15 protein-coding genes and 1 riboswitch are annotated in these 15,231 nt (G+C 54.8%); of the genes, 6 read left to right on the forward strand and 9 right to left on the reverse strand.

Annotated elements, in window-relative coordinates:
* Positions 1-197 precede the first annotated feature (197 nt).
* A complete protein-coding gene (locus tag HNQ59_RS06210; protein ID WP_184036602.1) occupies positions 198-1,364 on the forward strand; it encodes an efflux RND transporter periplasmic adaptor subunit in 1,167 nt (388 codons plus the stop codon).
* 75 nt (positions 1,365-1,439) lie between these two features.
* Here the strand turns inward: HNQ59_RS06210 and HNQ59_RS06215 are convergent, their stop codons facing one another.
* The 7 genes from HNQ59_RS06215 to pyrE all read right to left on the reverse strand — a co-directional run bounded on the left by HNQ59_RS06215 (position 1,440) and on the right by pyrE (position 6,857).
* Complete coding sequence (locus HNQ59_RS06215) at positions 1,440-2,834, reverse strand: 4Fe-4S binding protein (protein ID WP_184036605.1); 1,395 nt, start codon at positions 2,832-2,834, stop codon at positions 1,440-1,442.
* 40 nt (positions 2,835-2,874) lie between these two features.
* Positions 2,875-3,678: an FTR1 family iron permease gene (locus HNQ59_RS06220; protein ID WP_184036608.1), complete on the reverse strand. Its 804-nt coding sequence runs from the start codon at positions 3,676-3,678 to the stop codon at positions 2,875-2,877.
* 20 nt (positions 3,679-3,698) lie between these two features.
* Positions 3,699-4,031, reverse strand: coding sequence for a cupredoxin domain-containing protein (locus HNQ59_RS06225; protein ID WP_246490874.1), 333 nt, complete (start codon positions 4,029-4,031; stop codon positions 3,699-3,701).
* A gap of 17 nt (positions 4,032-4,048) precedes the next feature.
* Positions 4,049-4,591, reverse strand: coding sequence for an iron transporter (locus HNQ59_RS06230; protein ID WP_184036611.1), 543 nt, complete (start codon positions 4,589-4,591; stop codon positions 4,049-4,051).
* Positions 4,592-4,959: 368 nt separating this feature from the next.
* On the reverse strand, positions 4,960-5,409 hold the full coding sequence (locus tag HNQ59_RS06235) for an SRPBCC family protein (protein ID WP_184036614.1): 450 nt from the start codon (positions 5,407-5,409) through the stop codon (positions 4,960-4,962).
* Positions 5,410-5,613: 204 nt separating this feature from the next.
* Positions 5,614-6,216 (reverse strand): DUF4124 domain-containing protein, encoded by a 603-nt coding sequence (locus HNQ59_RS06240; RefSeq protein WP_184036616.1) that lies wholly within the window; start codon positions 6,214-6,216, stop codon positions 5,614-5,616.
* Entirely contained in the window at positions 6,216-6,857 is a 642-nt protein-coding gene (gene pyrE, locus HNQ59_RS06245; protein ID WP_184036619.1) for an orotate phosphoribosyltransferase, read from the reverse strand. The genes HNQ59_RS06240 and pyrE overlap by 1 nt, the downstream gene beginning before the upstream one ends.
* Before the next feature lie 100 nt (positions 6,858-6,957).
* Between pyrE and HNQ59_RS06250 the strand changes: the two genes are divergently transcribed.
* Positions 6,958-7,731: an exodeoxyribonuclease III gene (locus tag HNQ59_RS06250; RefSeq protein WP_184036621.1), complete on the forward strand. Its 774-nt coding sequence runs from the start codon at positions 6,958-6,960 to the stop codon at positions 7,729-7,731.
* A 103-nt stretch (positions 7,732-7,834) separates the two neighbouring features.
* Here HNQ59_RS06250 and HNQ59_RS06255 read toward each other — a convergent pair whose 3' ends face one another.
* A complete protein-coding gene (locus HNQ59_RS06255; protein WP_184036624.1) occupies positions 7,835-8,344 on the reverse strand; it encodes a TIGR00645 family protein in 510 nt (169 codons plus the stop codon).
* Between the two features lie 640 nt (positions 8,345-8,984).
* Here HNQ59_RS06255 and HNQ59_RS06260 point away from each other — a divergent pair.
* From HNQ59_RS06260 to HNQ59_RS06275, 4 genes are all read left to right on the forward strand, one after another.
* Positions 8,985-10,595, forward strand: coding sequence for a glucan 1,4-alpha-maltotetraohydrolase domain-containing protein (locus tag HNQ59_RS06260; RefSeq protein ID WP_184036627.1), 1,611 nt, complete (start codon positions 8,985-8,987; stop codon positions 10,593-10,595).
* 233 nt (positions 10,596-10,828) lie between these two features.
* A complete protein-coding gene (locus HNQ59_RS06265; protein WP_184036629.1) occupies positions 10,829-12,118 on the forward strand; it encodes an NCS2 family permease in 1,290 nt (429 codons plus the stop codon).
* A 258-nt stretch (positions 12,119-12,376) separates the two neighbouring features.
* Positions 12,377-12,919, forward strand: a complete 543-nt coding sequence (locus HNQ59_RS06270) for an adenine phosphoribosyltransferase (RefSeq protein ID WP_184036631.1) — start codon at positions 12,377-12,379, stop codon at positions 12,917-12,919.
* A 568-nt stretch (positions 12,920-13,487) separates the two neighbouring features.
* Complete coding sequence (locus HNQ59_RS06275; protein WP_184036634.1) at positions 13,488-14,162, forward strand: hypothetical protein; 675 nt, start codon at positions 13,488-13,490, stop codon at positions 14,160-14,162.
* 115 nt (positions 14,163-14,277) lie between these two features.
* Here HNQ59_RS06275 and HNQ59_RS06280 read toward each other — a convergent pair whose 3' ends face one another.
* A complete protein-coding gene (locus HNQ59_RS06280; protein ID WP_184036637.1) occupies positions 14,278-14,859 on the reverse strand; it encodes a TMEM165/GDT1 family protein in 582 nt (193 codons plus the stop codon).
* A 10-nt stretch (positions 14,860-14,869) separates the two neighbouring features.
* A riboswitch (yybP-ykoY riboswitch) is annotated at positions 14,870-15,063 on the reverse strand.
* Between the last annotated feature and the right edge of the window lie 168 nt (positions 15,064-15,231).

Raw genomic sequence — 15,231 nt, forward strand, 5'->3', positions numbered from 1 at the left:
GATTGGAAAAGGGTAAATAAATGCAAATAAGATCTCGATAGGCGAATGCTTGAGAACAAACCACACCGGTTTCGTTCACAATGGGCTGTCTGCCTTGATCAGACCTGTGCGAGCCATGAAACCATGTCAGCAGAATCTGGATGACTGAGATTGTGCCGCAGATTGAAAATTTCCAGCGTGAATTGTGTTGAATCGTAATGAAAAGAAAAACGACTGTCATTGTGTTGCTATTGGCGGCTGGCGTGGCCAGCGGCCTGATATATCGCCATACCCACCAACAAACCGGCCATGCCAAGGCCGACAAAGGTGGTAAGCCCACCGCGAGGGTCGTTGTTGCGCCCGTACAGGTGGCGGATGTGCCGATTGAGATGGAGGCAACCGGGACCGTGACGCCTTTGCAAATGGTGGATGTCAAACCGCAATTGGCTGGTGTGGTGAAAAAGGTGGCGGTGAAAGAGGGGCAATACGTCGCGGTGGGCGAGGTGTTGTTCCTGCTGGATGATGATGCCGAGCGGACGGTACTGAGCCGGGCAAAGGCGCAGTTGGCCAAGGATCAAGCGCAATTGATCGATGCTGAGCGGACGCTGGAACGCAATCGGTCATTGGCGCGTGATGGCTTTTTGTCACCCAGCATGGCAGATACGGCACAGAGCAATGTCGATGGCCTGAAGGCTGCAGTGGCTGCGGACAACGCCGCGATCGAGGCGGCACAAGTCGATGTCAGCCGTAAGACCATCCGTGCTGCCATTGCTGGCCGGGTGGGCAGTGTCAGTGTGTTCCCTGGCAGCGTGGTGCAGCCCGGTATGGCCAATGCGATGGTGACCTTGGTGCAGATGTCGCCTACCACTATCAGCTTCACCCTGCCGGAAAGCAGCTTGCCGCAGGTGATGCAGGCTCAGGCTGTATCGCCCCTGGCGGTGGATGCCTACCTGTCTGGGCAGACTCAGCCCGTTTCGCATGGTCGGCTGGTGTTTCTGGACAATACGGTTGATACCCGTAGCGGCACGATCCGGGCCAAGGCCGAGTTCGAGAACCAGGAAAAGACGCTATGGCCTGGGACCTACACTCGGATCAAGCTGTCGTTGGGTAAGCGGACTGGTGCGATGGTGATCCCGGTGGCGGGTGTGCAGACTGGGCCAGAGCAGCGTTTTGCCTATGTGCTGCAAGCAGATCAGACTGTCAAGGCCAAGCCGCTCACGCTGGTATCCATCCAACATGATCAGGCAGTCGTAGAGGGATTGAGCGCAGGTGATTCTGTTGTGGTTGCCGGTGGGCAGAATCTCAAACCGGGTGACAAAGTGAAGACCAGCGAGGGTAAAGGTGGTGAGCGGGCTGGCTCACCCCGCTTGCCGGAAAAGTCGTAAGCTGAACAAGCTACGCCGGGCAGTCGCGCAGGGCGCATCCCGGTGCCCGATCAAGGTTGGTAGGCGCTATCGGCTTCACCATAACCAGAACAACAGTATCCAGCTGTATAAGACGCCTGCCCAGGCTGGGGAAACGGCCAACCAGGCCAGGATGCGATGGATCATCGGTTGTGGTTGGGTCTGCTTCCATAGCAGCCAAGCCGACCACAGTGTCGCCAGGCCCAGCAGGGCCGCGCGGGTGGGGCCTAGCCACAGCATCGACAGGTGCTCTGCTTTCAGGAGCGACGCCGTCAGGGCGGATAGGCCTAAGAACACGCCACAAGCCGCCATGGGAATCAGCGTGTCCGATGTACGCAACAGGCGGTCTTTCAGTGGCCCCTGCTGGCAGGCTGCGCTGATCGTCAGCCATAACAGAATCCAGCTACCCAATATGATGGCCACCGCCAGGATATAAGCAACGATCATGCCGCCATCCAGCCAGCTGAATGAGTCATTGCGCTCAGGATAGTGGGTCAACAGCCACCATGGCGCGTTGTCGTTCAATGGCCATAGGATGTCGCGCTCGATCAGCCACTCGGCCATACCTTGTTTGGCGGCAATGAACCAGGTGCTATTCGTCCACTGGAAGGCACCAATTGCGACACCAAGCAGGCCGTAGACCAACAACACCAGCTCCCATGCGCTAGGGGTAGGGCTGGATGCGGACGTGATTTCGGCATTGGGCCGCCGCGCCACCAGCTCCACTGCATCGCGATGACCGGCACAGCGCCCGCAGAGGTGGCAGTCCGACGCGCCTTGCATGCGGCGGATATCCACCAGCGGCGCACAATTGATCGGGATGACGCGCCCGGTGGATGTGTGCTGCCAGCGCTGGCGATCCACCCGCATGTATACCGGTGACAGCTTGGCCAGCAGACCAAATACGCCGCTGACTGGGCAGAGATGTCGGCACCAGACCCGTTTACCCTTGCCGTAAAACAAGCCGATCGCCATGGCCGCCACGGTCGAGCCACCCAGCACCAATAGGGCTGCCTTGGGGTATTGATACACACTGACCAATTGGCCGTAGATGGTGGTCAGACAAAATGCGACGAAAGGCCAGCCTCCCCATTTAGCCCACTTTGGTACCGCTCCGCCCCGCCCATGCTGGCTGGCCCACTCGCTCAATGCCCCCTCTGGGCAGAAAACGCCACACCAGCTTCGACCGATCAGCAACATCGATACCAACACAAAGGGCCACCAGATCCCCCAGAACAGGAACTGCGCAAAGGTGGTCAAGTCGTTCAGGATACGAGCGTGATCGTCAGGCAGCGGGCGCAGCGCAGGGACAATGATCAGAAACAGGTATACGGCGACCACTCCCCATTGAATGCGCCGGATCAGGCTGCTGTGATCCCGCATCCAGCGTGCGAAACGGGCAGGTCGTGTCAACGGGGCGGGCGAGCAGGTAAACGAAGAACAATCAGGCATCAACAACTCCAGCCGGTAACGGCCATCGGGCAGCTAGGGATCAACGATTGGTACGCCGCATCAACCCCCACATGGCCAGCCAGTAGGTGAGGTAGGCCAGCAGCACAGACAGCGCAGGGTGGGCACGATAGCCAGTCAGCGTGGCAATGAAATTGCCGGCGCTGGTGCTGTCATCCAGCAGAGCAGAGCTGTCCCAGACGGGGTCGATCAGCGGTGGTAGCCACCCAAAATTCATCATCTTCTCGGCAGCATTGACCAGCAGCCCGCCGGCGAGCAGTAGCAATAACAGCTCTGACACCCGGAAGAACGCCTGCCAGGATAGCCAGCGGCCACCTTTCTGTAGCAGCCAGAAGGTGACGCTCGCCAAGAGCAGGCCAATGGCAATTACCTGTAGCGTGCTGGCCAGGCTTTGCTGCTCCAGCCCGACACCATACAAAAACACGACAGTCTCAGCGCTTTCACGGCCCACCGCCAAGGCGACTACCGTCAGCATGCCCCACCAGTTGGCTGTTTCCAGATTCTGTTGCAAGCCCTGTTCCAGGTCGCGTTTGAGTGTGCGGCCATGGCGCCGCATCCACAGCACCATCTGCATGATCAGCAAGGCAGCTACGGTGACCATGCCCAGCTGGAAATACTCCATGCTGTCCGCCGAAAGCCATTGCATCATCCCCAGCATCAGCGCCGCCAGGACCAGCGCCAAGCCAACGCCAGCGGCTACCCCGCCCCACAAGTAACGCATGCCCTTATGGCCGTCCGGTTGACGCTTCAACCAGGCATACAAAATACCCACCACCAGCATCGCCTCGGCGGACTCACGCCAGATGATGAACAGTGCATTACCCATGATGTTGCTCCGCAAAACACTTACTTGGCGACAATCTGCCCTTGGCTGGTGGCCGGGTGATATTCGTCAAAAAACTTATAACTGCCGGGCTTCAACGGATGAATCACGACAAACGACTTCGCCCCCGGCGCCAGGACTTTTTCCTGGCGCAGCTGCAGGCTCTCGAATTCAATGGCGCTGTTGCTTTGGTTTTCGATCTCGATCTTGAAGCGCTGGCCTGCAGGCACACTCAGTGTGCTGGGCTCAAGCTTGCCATTACGCGCAATCATCTTGAAAGTGGGGAGCGCCTCTGCCCAGGCTGCCTGGCCAAGCAGGCTGCATAGCATGACCAGCATCAAGGAAAGATGTGACATAGCAGGCCTCATCAAGTTCAGTAACCGCCTTTTTTGCCAATGCCGGCGTAGGCAAAATCATACTCGACCTGAAACGGCTTGAACCAAGGCCCGACACCGGTTTCCTTGTCGGTATGGCGGCCAAAATGACTGTGTGGATTGGCATCGGGTGCGGAGATGGTCAGCTTGAGCTTGTATTTCCCTGGCCCCATCAGCTTGACATTATCGCCATAATGCGGCCCATCGCTCGCCACCATCGGCATGAAGTCACCTGAGATTTTGTCCTTGCTGCCCACCTTGCTGACTTCATATTTGATATTCAGATAAGGCACCCAGCTGCCCTCAGGGAAGCCATTGGGGTTGTTTTCCAGGGCCTTGATATCGGCCTCCAGGTGGATGTCGGACTCCTCAGCCTTGCGCATCATGCCATCCGGCTCCATCTTGACGGGTTGCAGATACACGGCTGCCACCTCCAGCCCATTCTTCTGTTGGGGCTTCCCGATCGGGTATTCACGGGCATAGACTGTAGAAACCAGCAAAGAGGCGGCAAGCAAGGGCAGGGCAGAGCGTAGATTGAGCATGGGAAATCCTTTTAGACAACAGCGGTACTTAAAAATAAGAATATTATTGAGAATTGTTCTCAATTGTACATGGTGTTGAGTATACATGACCAGCTCAGAATGCTGCCTTGCGCTAGATCAAAGAGGCAGAAATCCTGAGCCAATCATGATAGAGCTGCGTACCCGCTACATGGTTCCATGGGTGGTGTTGATCAGTTTCGGGGCGAAGCCAGCGGGTAAGCTGGTGGCCGGTCTGACCTGATGCAAGTGTCAAGACAGGCCAAGTGAGGCTGGGGGCGAATTCAGCCACATGAGAGAGTCACCGCCAACACCTGATTTGTATGGGATCAGATATGGCGGCGATTCGGGTGGGAGATGCCAACGTGGCATTATTCCTGAGGGACGTTTGCTTCAACCAGCTGCACCAGCAGGTTCAACGACTCCTGCCAGCCAAGATAGCACGCCTGCGGCGGGATGGACTCTGGAATACCTTCCTGTGTGATCTGCAGCTCCGTTCCACAGAATACCTCTGTCAGCTTGACAGTCGTACGCATCTCACCTGGCAGATTGGGATCATCAAACCTATCGGTGTTGCAGATGTACTCATTGGGAACCAACGCCAGATACTGGCCACCAAATGAATGTGATTGCCCAGTTGAAAAATTGGTGAATGACATCCTGTAATGCCCGCCAACCCGAGCATCCAGCTCATGTACGACCCCTGTGAATCCATGCGGTGGTAGCCACTTGACCATGGCTGCTGCATCCAGAAAAGCGCGATAGATTTTTTCCGGTTTGGCTTTGATGACTCGATGAAGGGTGATGGTGTGGCTTGTCATGATGGCGCGGCCTTTCAATAAGAACGGTTGACAACATGAGTAGCATGCGGACAGCTATTGACAGAGCCTGCGGAAGCCCGACCGCATGTGCAGTAAGATACCACAAGCAGTTTAAGGCGAAAGTGTGACGCGGGTGGGATACAAAGGTGTTTTCATCTGGCCATCCGACGCCGCTTGGGCAGGGATGGCCAGATCAAGTGGCCGTCAGTTTTTCTTGCCTGACAACAGCTCGATGAGTCGAGCCTTATCCGCTTCAGATTTTTGTCGGACGACGATCTTGTCCTGTTCGCGGGTCTTGACCAGATCATCAATACGCTTCATCTCGTCCTGATCATGTTGGATATCGTCCTGCAAGTCCTGCGGAATGGGTTTATTACGGCCTTTCAGGTTGGCGACTTGTTTGGCTTTCTTGGACAATCGCTCTTCAACCGCCTTACGCCCCAGCTGGGATGCTTTGATTTCGGCATCGATCCCTTCCAGCGCACGATCTCGTACCAGATCGACTTCTTCCGGTTTGGTGTATGTTTTCAGTAAGGCGTTGTCCCGCCGCCGCTGCTCTTTCAAGCGCTGTTCTTCGGATTGCTGGGATACCTTGGCTTCTTGCTCGGCCTTTTGCCGCTCGGGATTGCGCACAACCACGCCACCACGATTCAACTCAGCGGGTTTCGACTTGGTATCCTGGGGTAGTGGGGGCTGATCGCTATAATGTACCTTGCCATTTTCATCAACCCATTTATAGGTGTTACCAGCCGATGCCACGGATGCAACCAAGGCGAAGAGTATTCCGGCTGAGATCAATTTGCGCATTAGTGGACTCCGTACTCGGCACGATAGCGGGCAACCGCTTCCAGATTGTTTTTCATCGCGGGTTGGGTTTCCAGATAGGCAACCAGATCATCCAACGAGGCGATGCTGATGACCGGGATACCATACTCCAGCTCAACTTCCTGTACGGCTGACAGCTGGCCCTTGCCACGCTCCATGCGATCCAAGGCGATCACGACGCCAGCGGGTCTGGCACCTGCATCCTCGATCATATTGACCGATTCGCGTACTGAAGTGCCTGCGGAGATCACGTCGTCAATGATGAGCACATTGCCCTTGAGCGGCGCGCCGACCAGGGTGCCACCTTCACCGTGATCTTTTGCTTCCTTCCGATTATAGGCAAAAGGAACATTTTGGCCACGATCAGCCAACGCAATCGCCGTGCCTGCCGCCAATGAGATGCCTTTGTAGGCTGGGCCGAACAGGACATCGAATTGCAATTCGGATGCCTGGATGGCATCTGCGTAAAAGCGTGTCAGATGAGCGAGCGACAGGCCATCATGGAAGAGCCCGGCGTTGAAGAAATAGGGGGAAAGGCGACCTGCTTTTGTTTTGTATTCGCCGAACAGAAGCACTTGTTGTTCGATAGCAAACTGGATGAAGTCAGTACGAAAATCGCGCATGGCAAGACTCTGATAATTAGCATTCCATGAAATAGCATAGCATAGGGCGCGACATGCTTTACACTCGCTTTTTTTCAATGGGATGAATACAGGACAGCTCATGCGAATCGTGTCTGCCAATTTGAACGGTATCCGTTCTGCTGCGAATAAAGGTTTTTTTGATTGGTTGCCAGCGTTGGCGGCAGATGTGATCTGTTTGCAGGAGCTGAAAGCCCAAGATGCCGACTTGACCGATCTGATGCGGTCACCGCATGGCATGCATGGCTTTTTCCATTGTGCGGAGAAGAAGGGCTATAGCGGCGTCGGCATTTATTCACGACGCGCTCCGGACAGGGTGATCGAAGGACTGGGCATTGCAGATATCGATGCGGAAGGGCGCTATCTGCGGGCGGATTTCGGCAATCTGACAGTGATCTCGCTGTATCTGCCATCTGGCTCCAGTTCTGAAGAGCGACAGCAGATCAAGTTCAGTTTCATGGCACGTTTCTACCCCCATTTGCAGGCCTTGATTGCAGAGGGGCGCGATATCGTGCTGTGTGGTGATTGGAATATCGCACACCGCGAATTGGATTTGAAAAACTGGAAGGGGAACCTGAAGAACTCGGGCTTTCTGCCTGAAGAGCGTGCCTGGATTGGTCAGGTGTTCGACGAATTGGGGTGGGCTGATGTCTGGCGCCGTTTATACCCCGACGTGCCGGGCTACACCTGGTGGTCAAATCGTGGGCAAGCCTATGCGAAGGATGTGGGCTGGCGGATCGACTATCACATCGCAACGCAGGCATTGGCCGCCAAAGCGCAGCAGGGCAGTATCTATAAAGAGGTTAAGTTTTCAGACCACGCGCCTTTGATTGTCGATTACGACTATCCATTTTGAGTGTGCGTGCGGCCAATTTTCGAACCGGGAGTCAGGTTCGCCCTGCGGGCCAGTCGAAGCCAGCTGCCATTGGGAAGCTGGCTTCTTCGTTGATGGGTCACGGTCAGTGCTTGCCGGATAATCTATCCATCAACGCAAACAACACGCCAGAAACCAGGAAGGTCATGTGAATGCCGATCAGCCAAGCCAAGTTCTCATGGCTGGTGGATTCGATGTTCACGAAGGCTTTCAGGAGATCGATGGCGGAAATGGCAACAATCGAGCCGATCAGTTTCAATTTCAGATCGGCATAGGTGACCTTGCCCATCCAGCTCGGTTTGTCAGGGGAGTTGTGGGCGACATCCAGTTTGGAAATGAAGTTTTCATAGCCACTGAAAATCACAATTACCAACAGATTGGCAATCAAGGTGATATCCACCAGGCTGAGAATGGAGAGGACGGCATTGCCATCGCCCCCCATCACAATATTGACGACGGTGCTAAATTCTTTGATCAGCTTGACGAACAGGACCACGATCCCGCCGATCAGCGCCAGATAGAACGGTGCAAGCAACCATCGGCTATGGAAAATGGCTTTTTCCAGAAATGATTCAATTTTGTTGTTCTCACTCATATTCAATATCCCTACAAGTTGTGCTGATGGCCAGATGCGGTTGACGCAGTGACTGCTGGCCCATTGCGATGTGGCGGCAGGTGCCGCCCGGTAAAAGCGCCGTGGCATACCTGTCGTGCAGGCTTTTGCAGCATGATGCCGCAAGACATCGACAGGATCTTTCAAAAGGCGCAGCTGTCAATGGATGACGCTATTGTCTTTCCCGTGCCCTTGGTGTGTGGCCTGACCTGATCAGTTCCGTGGCGTTGTCGGCAAGTGCTCATGATCCAGTGCATGCTGCACCTGGATTCAAGCCCGGCCCGTCTTGGCCAAGTCATGCGCACAGGGCGGCATTGTAGAGTCACAACATGCTTTCTGCATCATGCCAGGCAAACATGAAGATCCGATGCGCCCCGTGGAGCTGGGGTGATGGATGCATGAATGAGATGGCTGATTTGAAATCGCACAAATTGTCAATCAGTAGGTGTACGAAGCTGTTACCTTGCGCCCATTGTCGGTCAATCACAGTGGTGAGGCGATGGCTGGCAATGTGATAGGGGCCGGCATCAAACATCTACCTAAAACAAGATTGCCAGCCTGTTCGACACAGCACATGACAGGTTATGTGCCTGATCATCATCAAGCGGGTATGGAGACCTAGATGACACACTCAACATTACGACCTCTTGCCATTGCCTTATTGGCAGGCATGGCGCATTTGGCGCAGCCCAGTATGGCGGCAACCGAGCAGACCAAGGCCAGCGCTGCGATTCTGCTGCAAGGTTTTCACTGGAATGCCTGGAACTACAACTACGGCTGGTATGCCAACCTGGCTGGCAAAGCGGCTGATATGAAGGCGTTGGGCATCACCCACGTCTGGTTTCCTCCTCCATCGGATGCCGCCTCCAATGAGGGCTATCTGCCTCGACAATTGAATGTGCTGGACAGCAAATATGGCTCAGAATCCGCGCTGAAAGATGCAATCGGTGCCCTGAAGAATCAAGGCATCCATTCCGTGGTGGATGTGGTCATCAATCACCGCGTCGGCACAACCAATTGGGCAGATTTCACCAACCCGACTTGGGGTTGCAATGCGGTGGTCAAAGAAGATGAATGGAGCGGTGCTTGTGGAAATAGCGACACCGGTGATGGCTATAGCGCGGGACGTGACCTCGACCACACCCAGCCACAAGTGCAGAACGATCTGAAGAGCTGGATCGGAGGCAGGCTGAAGAACCTGGGTTTCAGCGGTATCCGTTACGATTATTCAAAAGGCTACGGCCCACAATATGCCAAGATGTACCACGATGCCATGACCCCCGATTTCTGTGTGGGCGAAATCTGGACTGATCTGAATTACAACGATGTGGATGTGCATCGCAAAGTGCTGATGAACTATGTGGATGGCACTGGCGGCACCTGTGGCGCCTTCGATTTCACCACCAAGGGTTTACTGAATCAGGCATTGACCCACGGCGACTACTGGCGCCTGAAAGATGGCAGTGGCAAACCCGCCGGTGGGATTGGCTGGTGGGCGCAGAAAATGGTCACCTTTGTGGACAACCATGATACCGGCCCATCTGAGCGCTGTGGCAATGGGCAGAGCCACTGGCCGGTGCCGTGTGGCCAGGTCATGGAGGGTTACGCCTACATCTTGACCCATCCTGGCATTCCCAGCGTCTATTACGCCCACGTCTACGACTGGAACCTGCGGAACAATATCAAGAGCCTGATCGATGTGCGCAAGGCGGCTGGCATCACCTCGACCTCTTCAGTCAATATCGTCGCGGCACAGCAAGGCTTGTATGCGGCAATTGTCAGTGGTGCTGATGCGCAGGTGGCAGTCAAGATCGGCCCCAACAGCTGGAGCCCCGGCAATGGTTGGACATTGTCCACATCTGGGACAAATTACGCGGTGTGGGTCAAGGGTGGAAGCAACAACAGCTGCAGCGTCCAGGTCAATTTCAGTATCGCCAATGCCAATACGGATGCCAGCCAAAGTGTGTATGTCGTCGGCAACCAAGCTGCACTGGGGGATTGGGCGCCTGGGCAGGGCTTCAAACTGACTGCACAAGGCGCTGGCAACAACGTGACCTGGGCTGGCAGCAAAAATCTGCCTTGCAATAGCGCGGTCCAATATAAATATGTGAAGTACAACGGTACGGCCATTTGGGAAGGTAACCAGCCCACTGTGAGCGGTAACCGAGAGATGGCTACCAGCAATAGTCATGGCGGCACCATGACCCGGGCCGATGGTAATTTCCGCTTCTGACATAGCGGGCTGACATTCAGTAGAACCTAGTACGGGCAGGCGTTTGCAGCGCACTGCCCGTTTCTTTACTTCTCGATCTGCAAATTTATACTTATCTGAATCAAGCCTGAATCAGCATTTTGTGGTAGTCTCGCGCGCTCAAAAAACACCATGATGAATTCGTTGATGAAATTTCAACAGGTTACGCCCTATCATGGTGCATATCGATCAACTCCTTACTTAGTCTGAAAACCATGCTAGACGCCCTGTTCAAGCTCAAGGAGCACAATACTTCGGTGAAAACCGAGGTTATCGCCGGATTTACGACCTTCCTGACGATGGCGTACATCATTTTCGTAAACCCCGCCATCCTGTCGGCCACCGGCATGGATCAGAATGCCGTGTTCGTTGCGACCTGTATCGCAGCGGCACTGGGCTCTGCCGTGATGGGTCTGGTTGCAAATTACCCCATTGCATTGGCCCCAGGTATGGGCCTGAATGCTTACTTCACCTTCAGTGTGGTGAAGGGCATGGGGGTCAGCTGGCAAGTTGCCCTGGGCGCGGTCTTCCTGTCAGGCGTCATCTTTCTGTTTGTCAGCCTGTTCAAATTGCGGGAAATGATCGTCAATGCCATCCCTCATTCGCTGAAATTGGCTATTTCAGCAGGTGTCGGCATGTTCCTTGCCATCATCGCCCTGAAAAATGCAGGCGTGGTGGTGGGCCATCCGGTGACGCTGGTCACCCTTGGCAATGTACATGATCCCAAGGTGTTGCTGGCCGCATTCGGTTTCTTGCTGATTGTTGCCTTGGAATATCGCAAAGTCCCAGGCTCGGTCATCATCGGCATCATGACCGTCACCATGTTGGCTATCTGGATGGGACTGGAGCAATTCAAAGGGGTGGTGGCACCTGTGCCATCGATCGAGCCCACTTTCATGCAGATGGATATCCAGGGTGCCTTGAATGCAGGTCTGCTGGGCGTCATCTTCGTGTTCTTCTTTGTCGATCTGTTCGATACGACAGGTACATTGGTCGGGGTGTCACATCGCGCCGGTCTGTTGGACAGCAATGGTAAGCTGCCTCGCTTGAAACGTGCATTGTTGGCTGATTCCACCGCGATCGTGGCTGGTGCTGCCCTGGGTACCTCCAGCTGCACCGCCTACATTGAATCTGCAGCCGGTACCGCAGTTGGTGGCCGCACCGGTTTGACCTCAGTTGTCGTAGCCATCCTGTTCCTGGCGGCGTTGTGGCTGTCGCCGCTGGCTGGCACCGTGCCAGCCTACGCCACTGCGCCCGCACTGTGCTATATCGCCGTGCTGATGGCACGTGGTCTGGCGGAAATCAACTGGGATGACCTGACCGAGTCCGCGCCCGCAGTGATCACCGCCCTGGGTATGCCTTTCACTTTCTCGATCGCGGATGGTATTGCCTTTGGCTTCATCAGTTACGCAGCAATCAAGATCATGGCAGGCCGCTACAAGGATATCGGCCTACCCGTTCTTGCCATCGCCGCGCTCTGGGTCATGAAATTTGCCTTATTCTGATCCATCTGCTTAAATGGGCAGTGAGACTCCCAACGATTGTGCCGGCGTAAGCCGGCACTCTTTTTTTGGGTTGCGCGCAAGTGCTCGGCGTCGTTGCTTGGCCGGCGCATAATTATTGTCGTTCGATTCCTCCCGCCCCTTTTCATTTCATATACATGGTGCAGCAGCTGGTCTGCGGTGTAGACCGAGGGCAGCATTGCGTGCGGCATGGCTTGGCAGATTGGCGCGGGGATACACCATCAACTTTGAGTCAACATCATGTTTCTCGATCCACATTACATTCGTGACCGCATCCGTACGGTGCCTGATTGGCCTCAACCCGGTGTTCAGTTCCGTGACATCACCCCGCTGCTGCAAGACCCCAAGACATTCCGTGTGCTGGTAGACATGTTTGTTTACCGCTATATGGATCAGGGCCTGGATCTGGTGGCGGGGGTGGATGCGCGTGGCTTTATCTTGGGTGCGGTGGTTGCCTATGAATTGAATTTGGGATTTGTGCCTATCCGCAAAAAGGGCAAGCTGCCCTATATGACGGTCAGCGAAGAATACGAGCTGGAGTATGGTAGTGCCACCGTTGAAATCCACACCGATGCTTGTCGTGCCGGTGATCGCGTGTTGCTGATCGATGATTTGATTGCGACAGGCGGCACCATGATTGCAGCCGCCAAATTGCTCAACCGGATCGGCGCCAATGTGGTGGAGGCTGCGGCGATTGTGGATCTGCCGGAGTTGGGCGGCTCGCAACTGATCAAAGCGCAAGGCATTCCCTTGTTCACTGTGTGTGAATTTGAAGGCGAGTGAGCCAAAGGCAGCCAAAGGCTGCCTTTTATTTGAATAATTACCGATATTCACAATAAGTTAATTGTTATTGGATTGGGTACGTTTTGAGATGATTCCGACCTGATCCGACAAACGGTAGTTGTGCTGAGATCAAGGTGGAAAAACGCTTCCATCAAACTCATCCCACCGTACTGAGATTGGTTGATTGAACAGTTTTATTTGCTGAAGTAGATTGACTTCGTCTCTGTCACCGGATGCAGACATATTTCTTTCATCCCGTCTGTCGCCAATGAACTACTGTCGGGCACTCCCTTGATTCTGTAGCTGCCATTCGTCCTGCCCCAGTACGCATCCTCATTCTTCTGACGAAGCGACACATCCTGCCCAAGCCACCTTGGGCCAGAGGCTTTCGCCCTGCTTTTATGTGGCCAATCCAACGATGGCATGTGCCATCGGCTGTCATTCAAATTTGGTGCTGCTTTCAGACCCTTGGCAATGGTGCGTACCCACGAGCATCACGTGTGGGCTGGCTGCCATGTTGACCGATGACATTTGTCAGCAGCAATCGTCGTGGAATCGGAGAATTCAAATGCAGACCTATACGCAATTATTCAAATTCACCGCCATGGCTGCCTCGATGCTGGCAGGTAGTCTGTTCATCAGCCAGGGTGCCCGGGCAGACGGAACCTGCCCGGCCAATGTGAAGGAGGAAGTCGTCAAGATCATGATTAACAATGGCGCTGAAAAGATGCCAGATGAGAAGCGGCTCTCGCTGGAGGCAGATCTGTACAAGAAATTTGCACCATGTTCAAAACCAGATACCAAGCTTCTCCTGCCAGAGGGGGCCAGTTGTGGGAAGACATCCTATCGTGGCAGCTTGTGGTATGAAGAGATGTCTTGTTGTGGTTATGACCCGCAGCGGCGCATGTTTGCCTGCCCGGTCAGCGTCAAGCAGTCTTATGGCTTTGGCGGGAGCCCCCTGCCCGGCAGCCGTGAGTATGTGTTGAACTGTGTCTGGAGTGGGGGCGGGTTTTTGCCTGTGGCAATGGATAGCGTACATCTGGCCAACGCCTCTGGGCAAAATCCGCCTTGGCAATTTGCGGTGATTGCAGCAGCTAACACCAATATCAATCTGGTACAGCCGATGAGTGGTGCATCGCGCTCGGCCAGATCGATTTTGTCTTGGCAGCTCCAGCCCACCGACTGTAATTACAAGCCGATCTGGGGGAATGTAGTCGATTATATGATTCGCTTGGATCAATAATCACGCTGCCTGAAACACGGATTGGTTGAGATCCGGGCAACCCGCCTGTGGGGTGGGTTGCCTTTTCGTGTTGGATGGCAAGGTTCGGATCTTGGGCGGCGTGCTGGATTGGAGATTACGCAATCCATGCGCTCAGCTGGGAGCCCAGCAATACCACCATCCCCAGCATCGCAAAAATCACCGCCGCCACCATGTGCACCAACTTGATGGGGAGCTTCTTGGCGGCTACTTCACCCAACAACACAGCCGGCACATTGGCCAGCATCATACCCAGCGTGGTGCCTAGTACGACAGGAAGCAAGGTGGTGTATTTGGCGGCCAGGGCGACGGTGGCGATCTGGGTCTTGTCACCCATCTCGGCCAGGAAAAATGCAATCACTGTCGCACCAAACACGCCCAGGTTATCCACTACTTTGGTGTCTTCATCATCCAGCTTGTCTGGAATCAGCATCCAGCCTGCCATGGCTAGAAATGAAATACCCAGAATCCAGCGCATGGCATCCGGGCCTAACCACTGCGTGATCAAAGCGCCTGCCAGCCCCGCCAGAAAGTGATTGACGACCGTTGCAGCGAAGATCCCCGCGATGATCGGCCAGGGCTTGCGGAATTTCGCGGCCAACAGCAACGAAAGCAGCTGGGTTTTATCACCGATTTCAGCGAGCGCAACAATACCAGTAGAGATCAGAAAAGCTTCCAATGGAGATTCCTTCAGGGGCTGGATCATAAACCTCAACCCGACACCCACCCAGCCCCAAGCCAGCGGATATCGAGTCGAAGGTCTTGCCAAACGGATCAGCAAAGGATGCTGATCGATGCCGCTCGTGCCATGATCTGACGACCAAGTGTGTTGACACGCGCTTCCGTCATATTCGCGGAACGGCTACTCCCCTAGGACGGGCGGAACTCTATCACGATAGGCTTTTCATCGGCAATCTCAAGATAGAGTTGTTGCTTTGATGGCCTGTAGTTGGTTCGCGGGTGATGATCTACGGGTTGGAGCTTAAGTATTTGGTGCCTGCGAACTCCGCCGAGTGACGGACGTGCTGCTGTGAAGGCCGTATAATCAGGG

The organism is Chitinivorax tropicus (assembly GCF_014202905.1).
Taxonomy (GTDB): domain Bacteria; phylum Pseudomonadota; class Gammaproteobacteria; order Burkholderiales; family SCOH01; genus Chitinivorax; species Chitinivorax tropicus.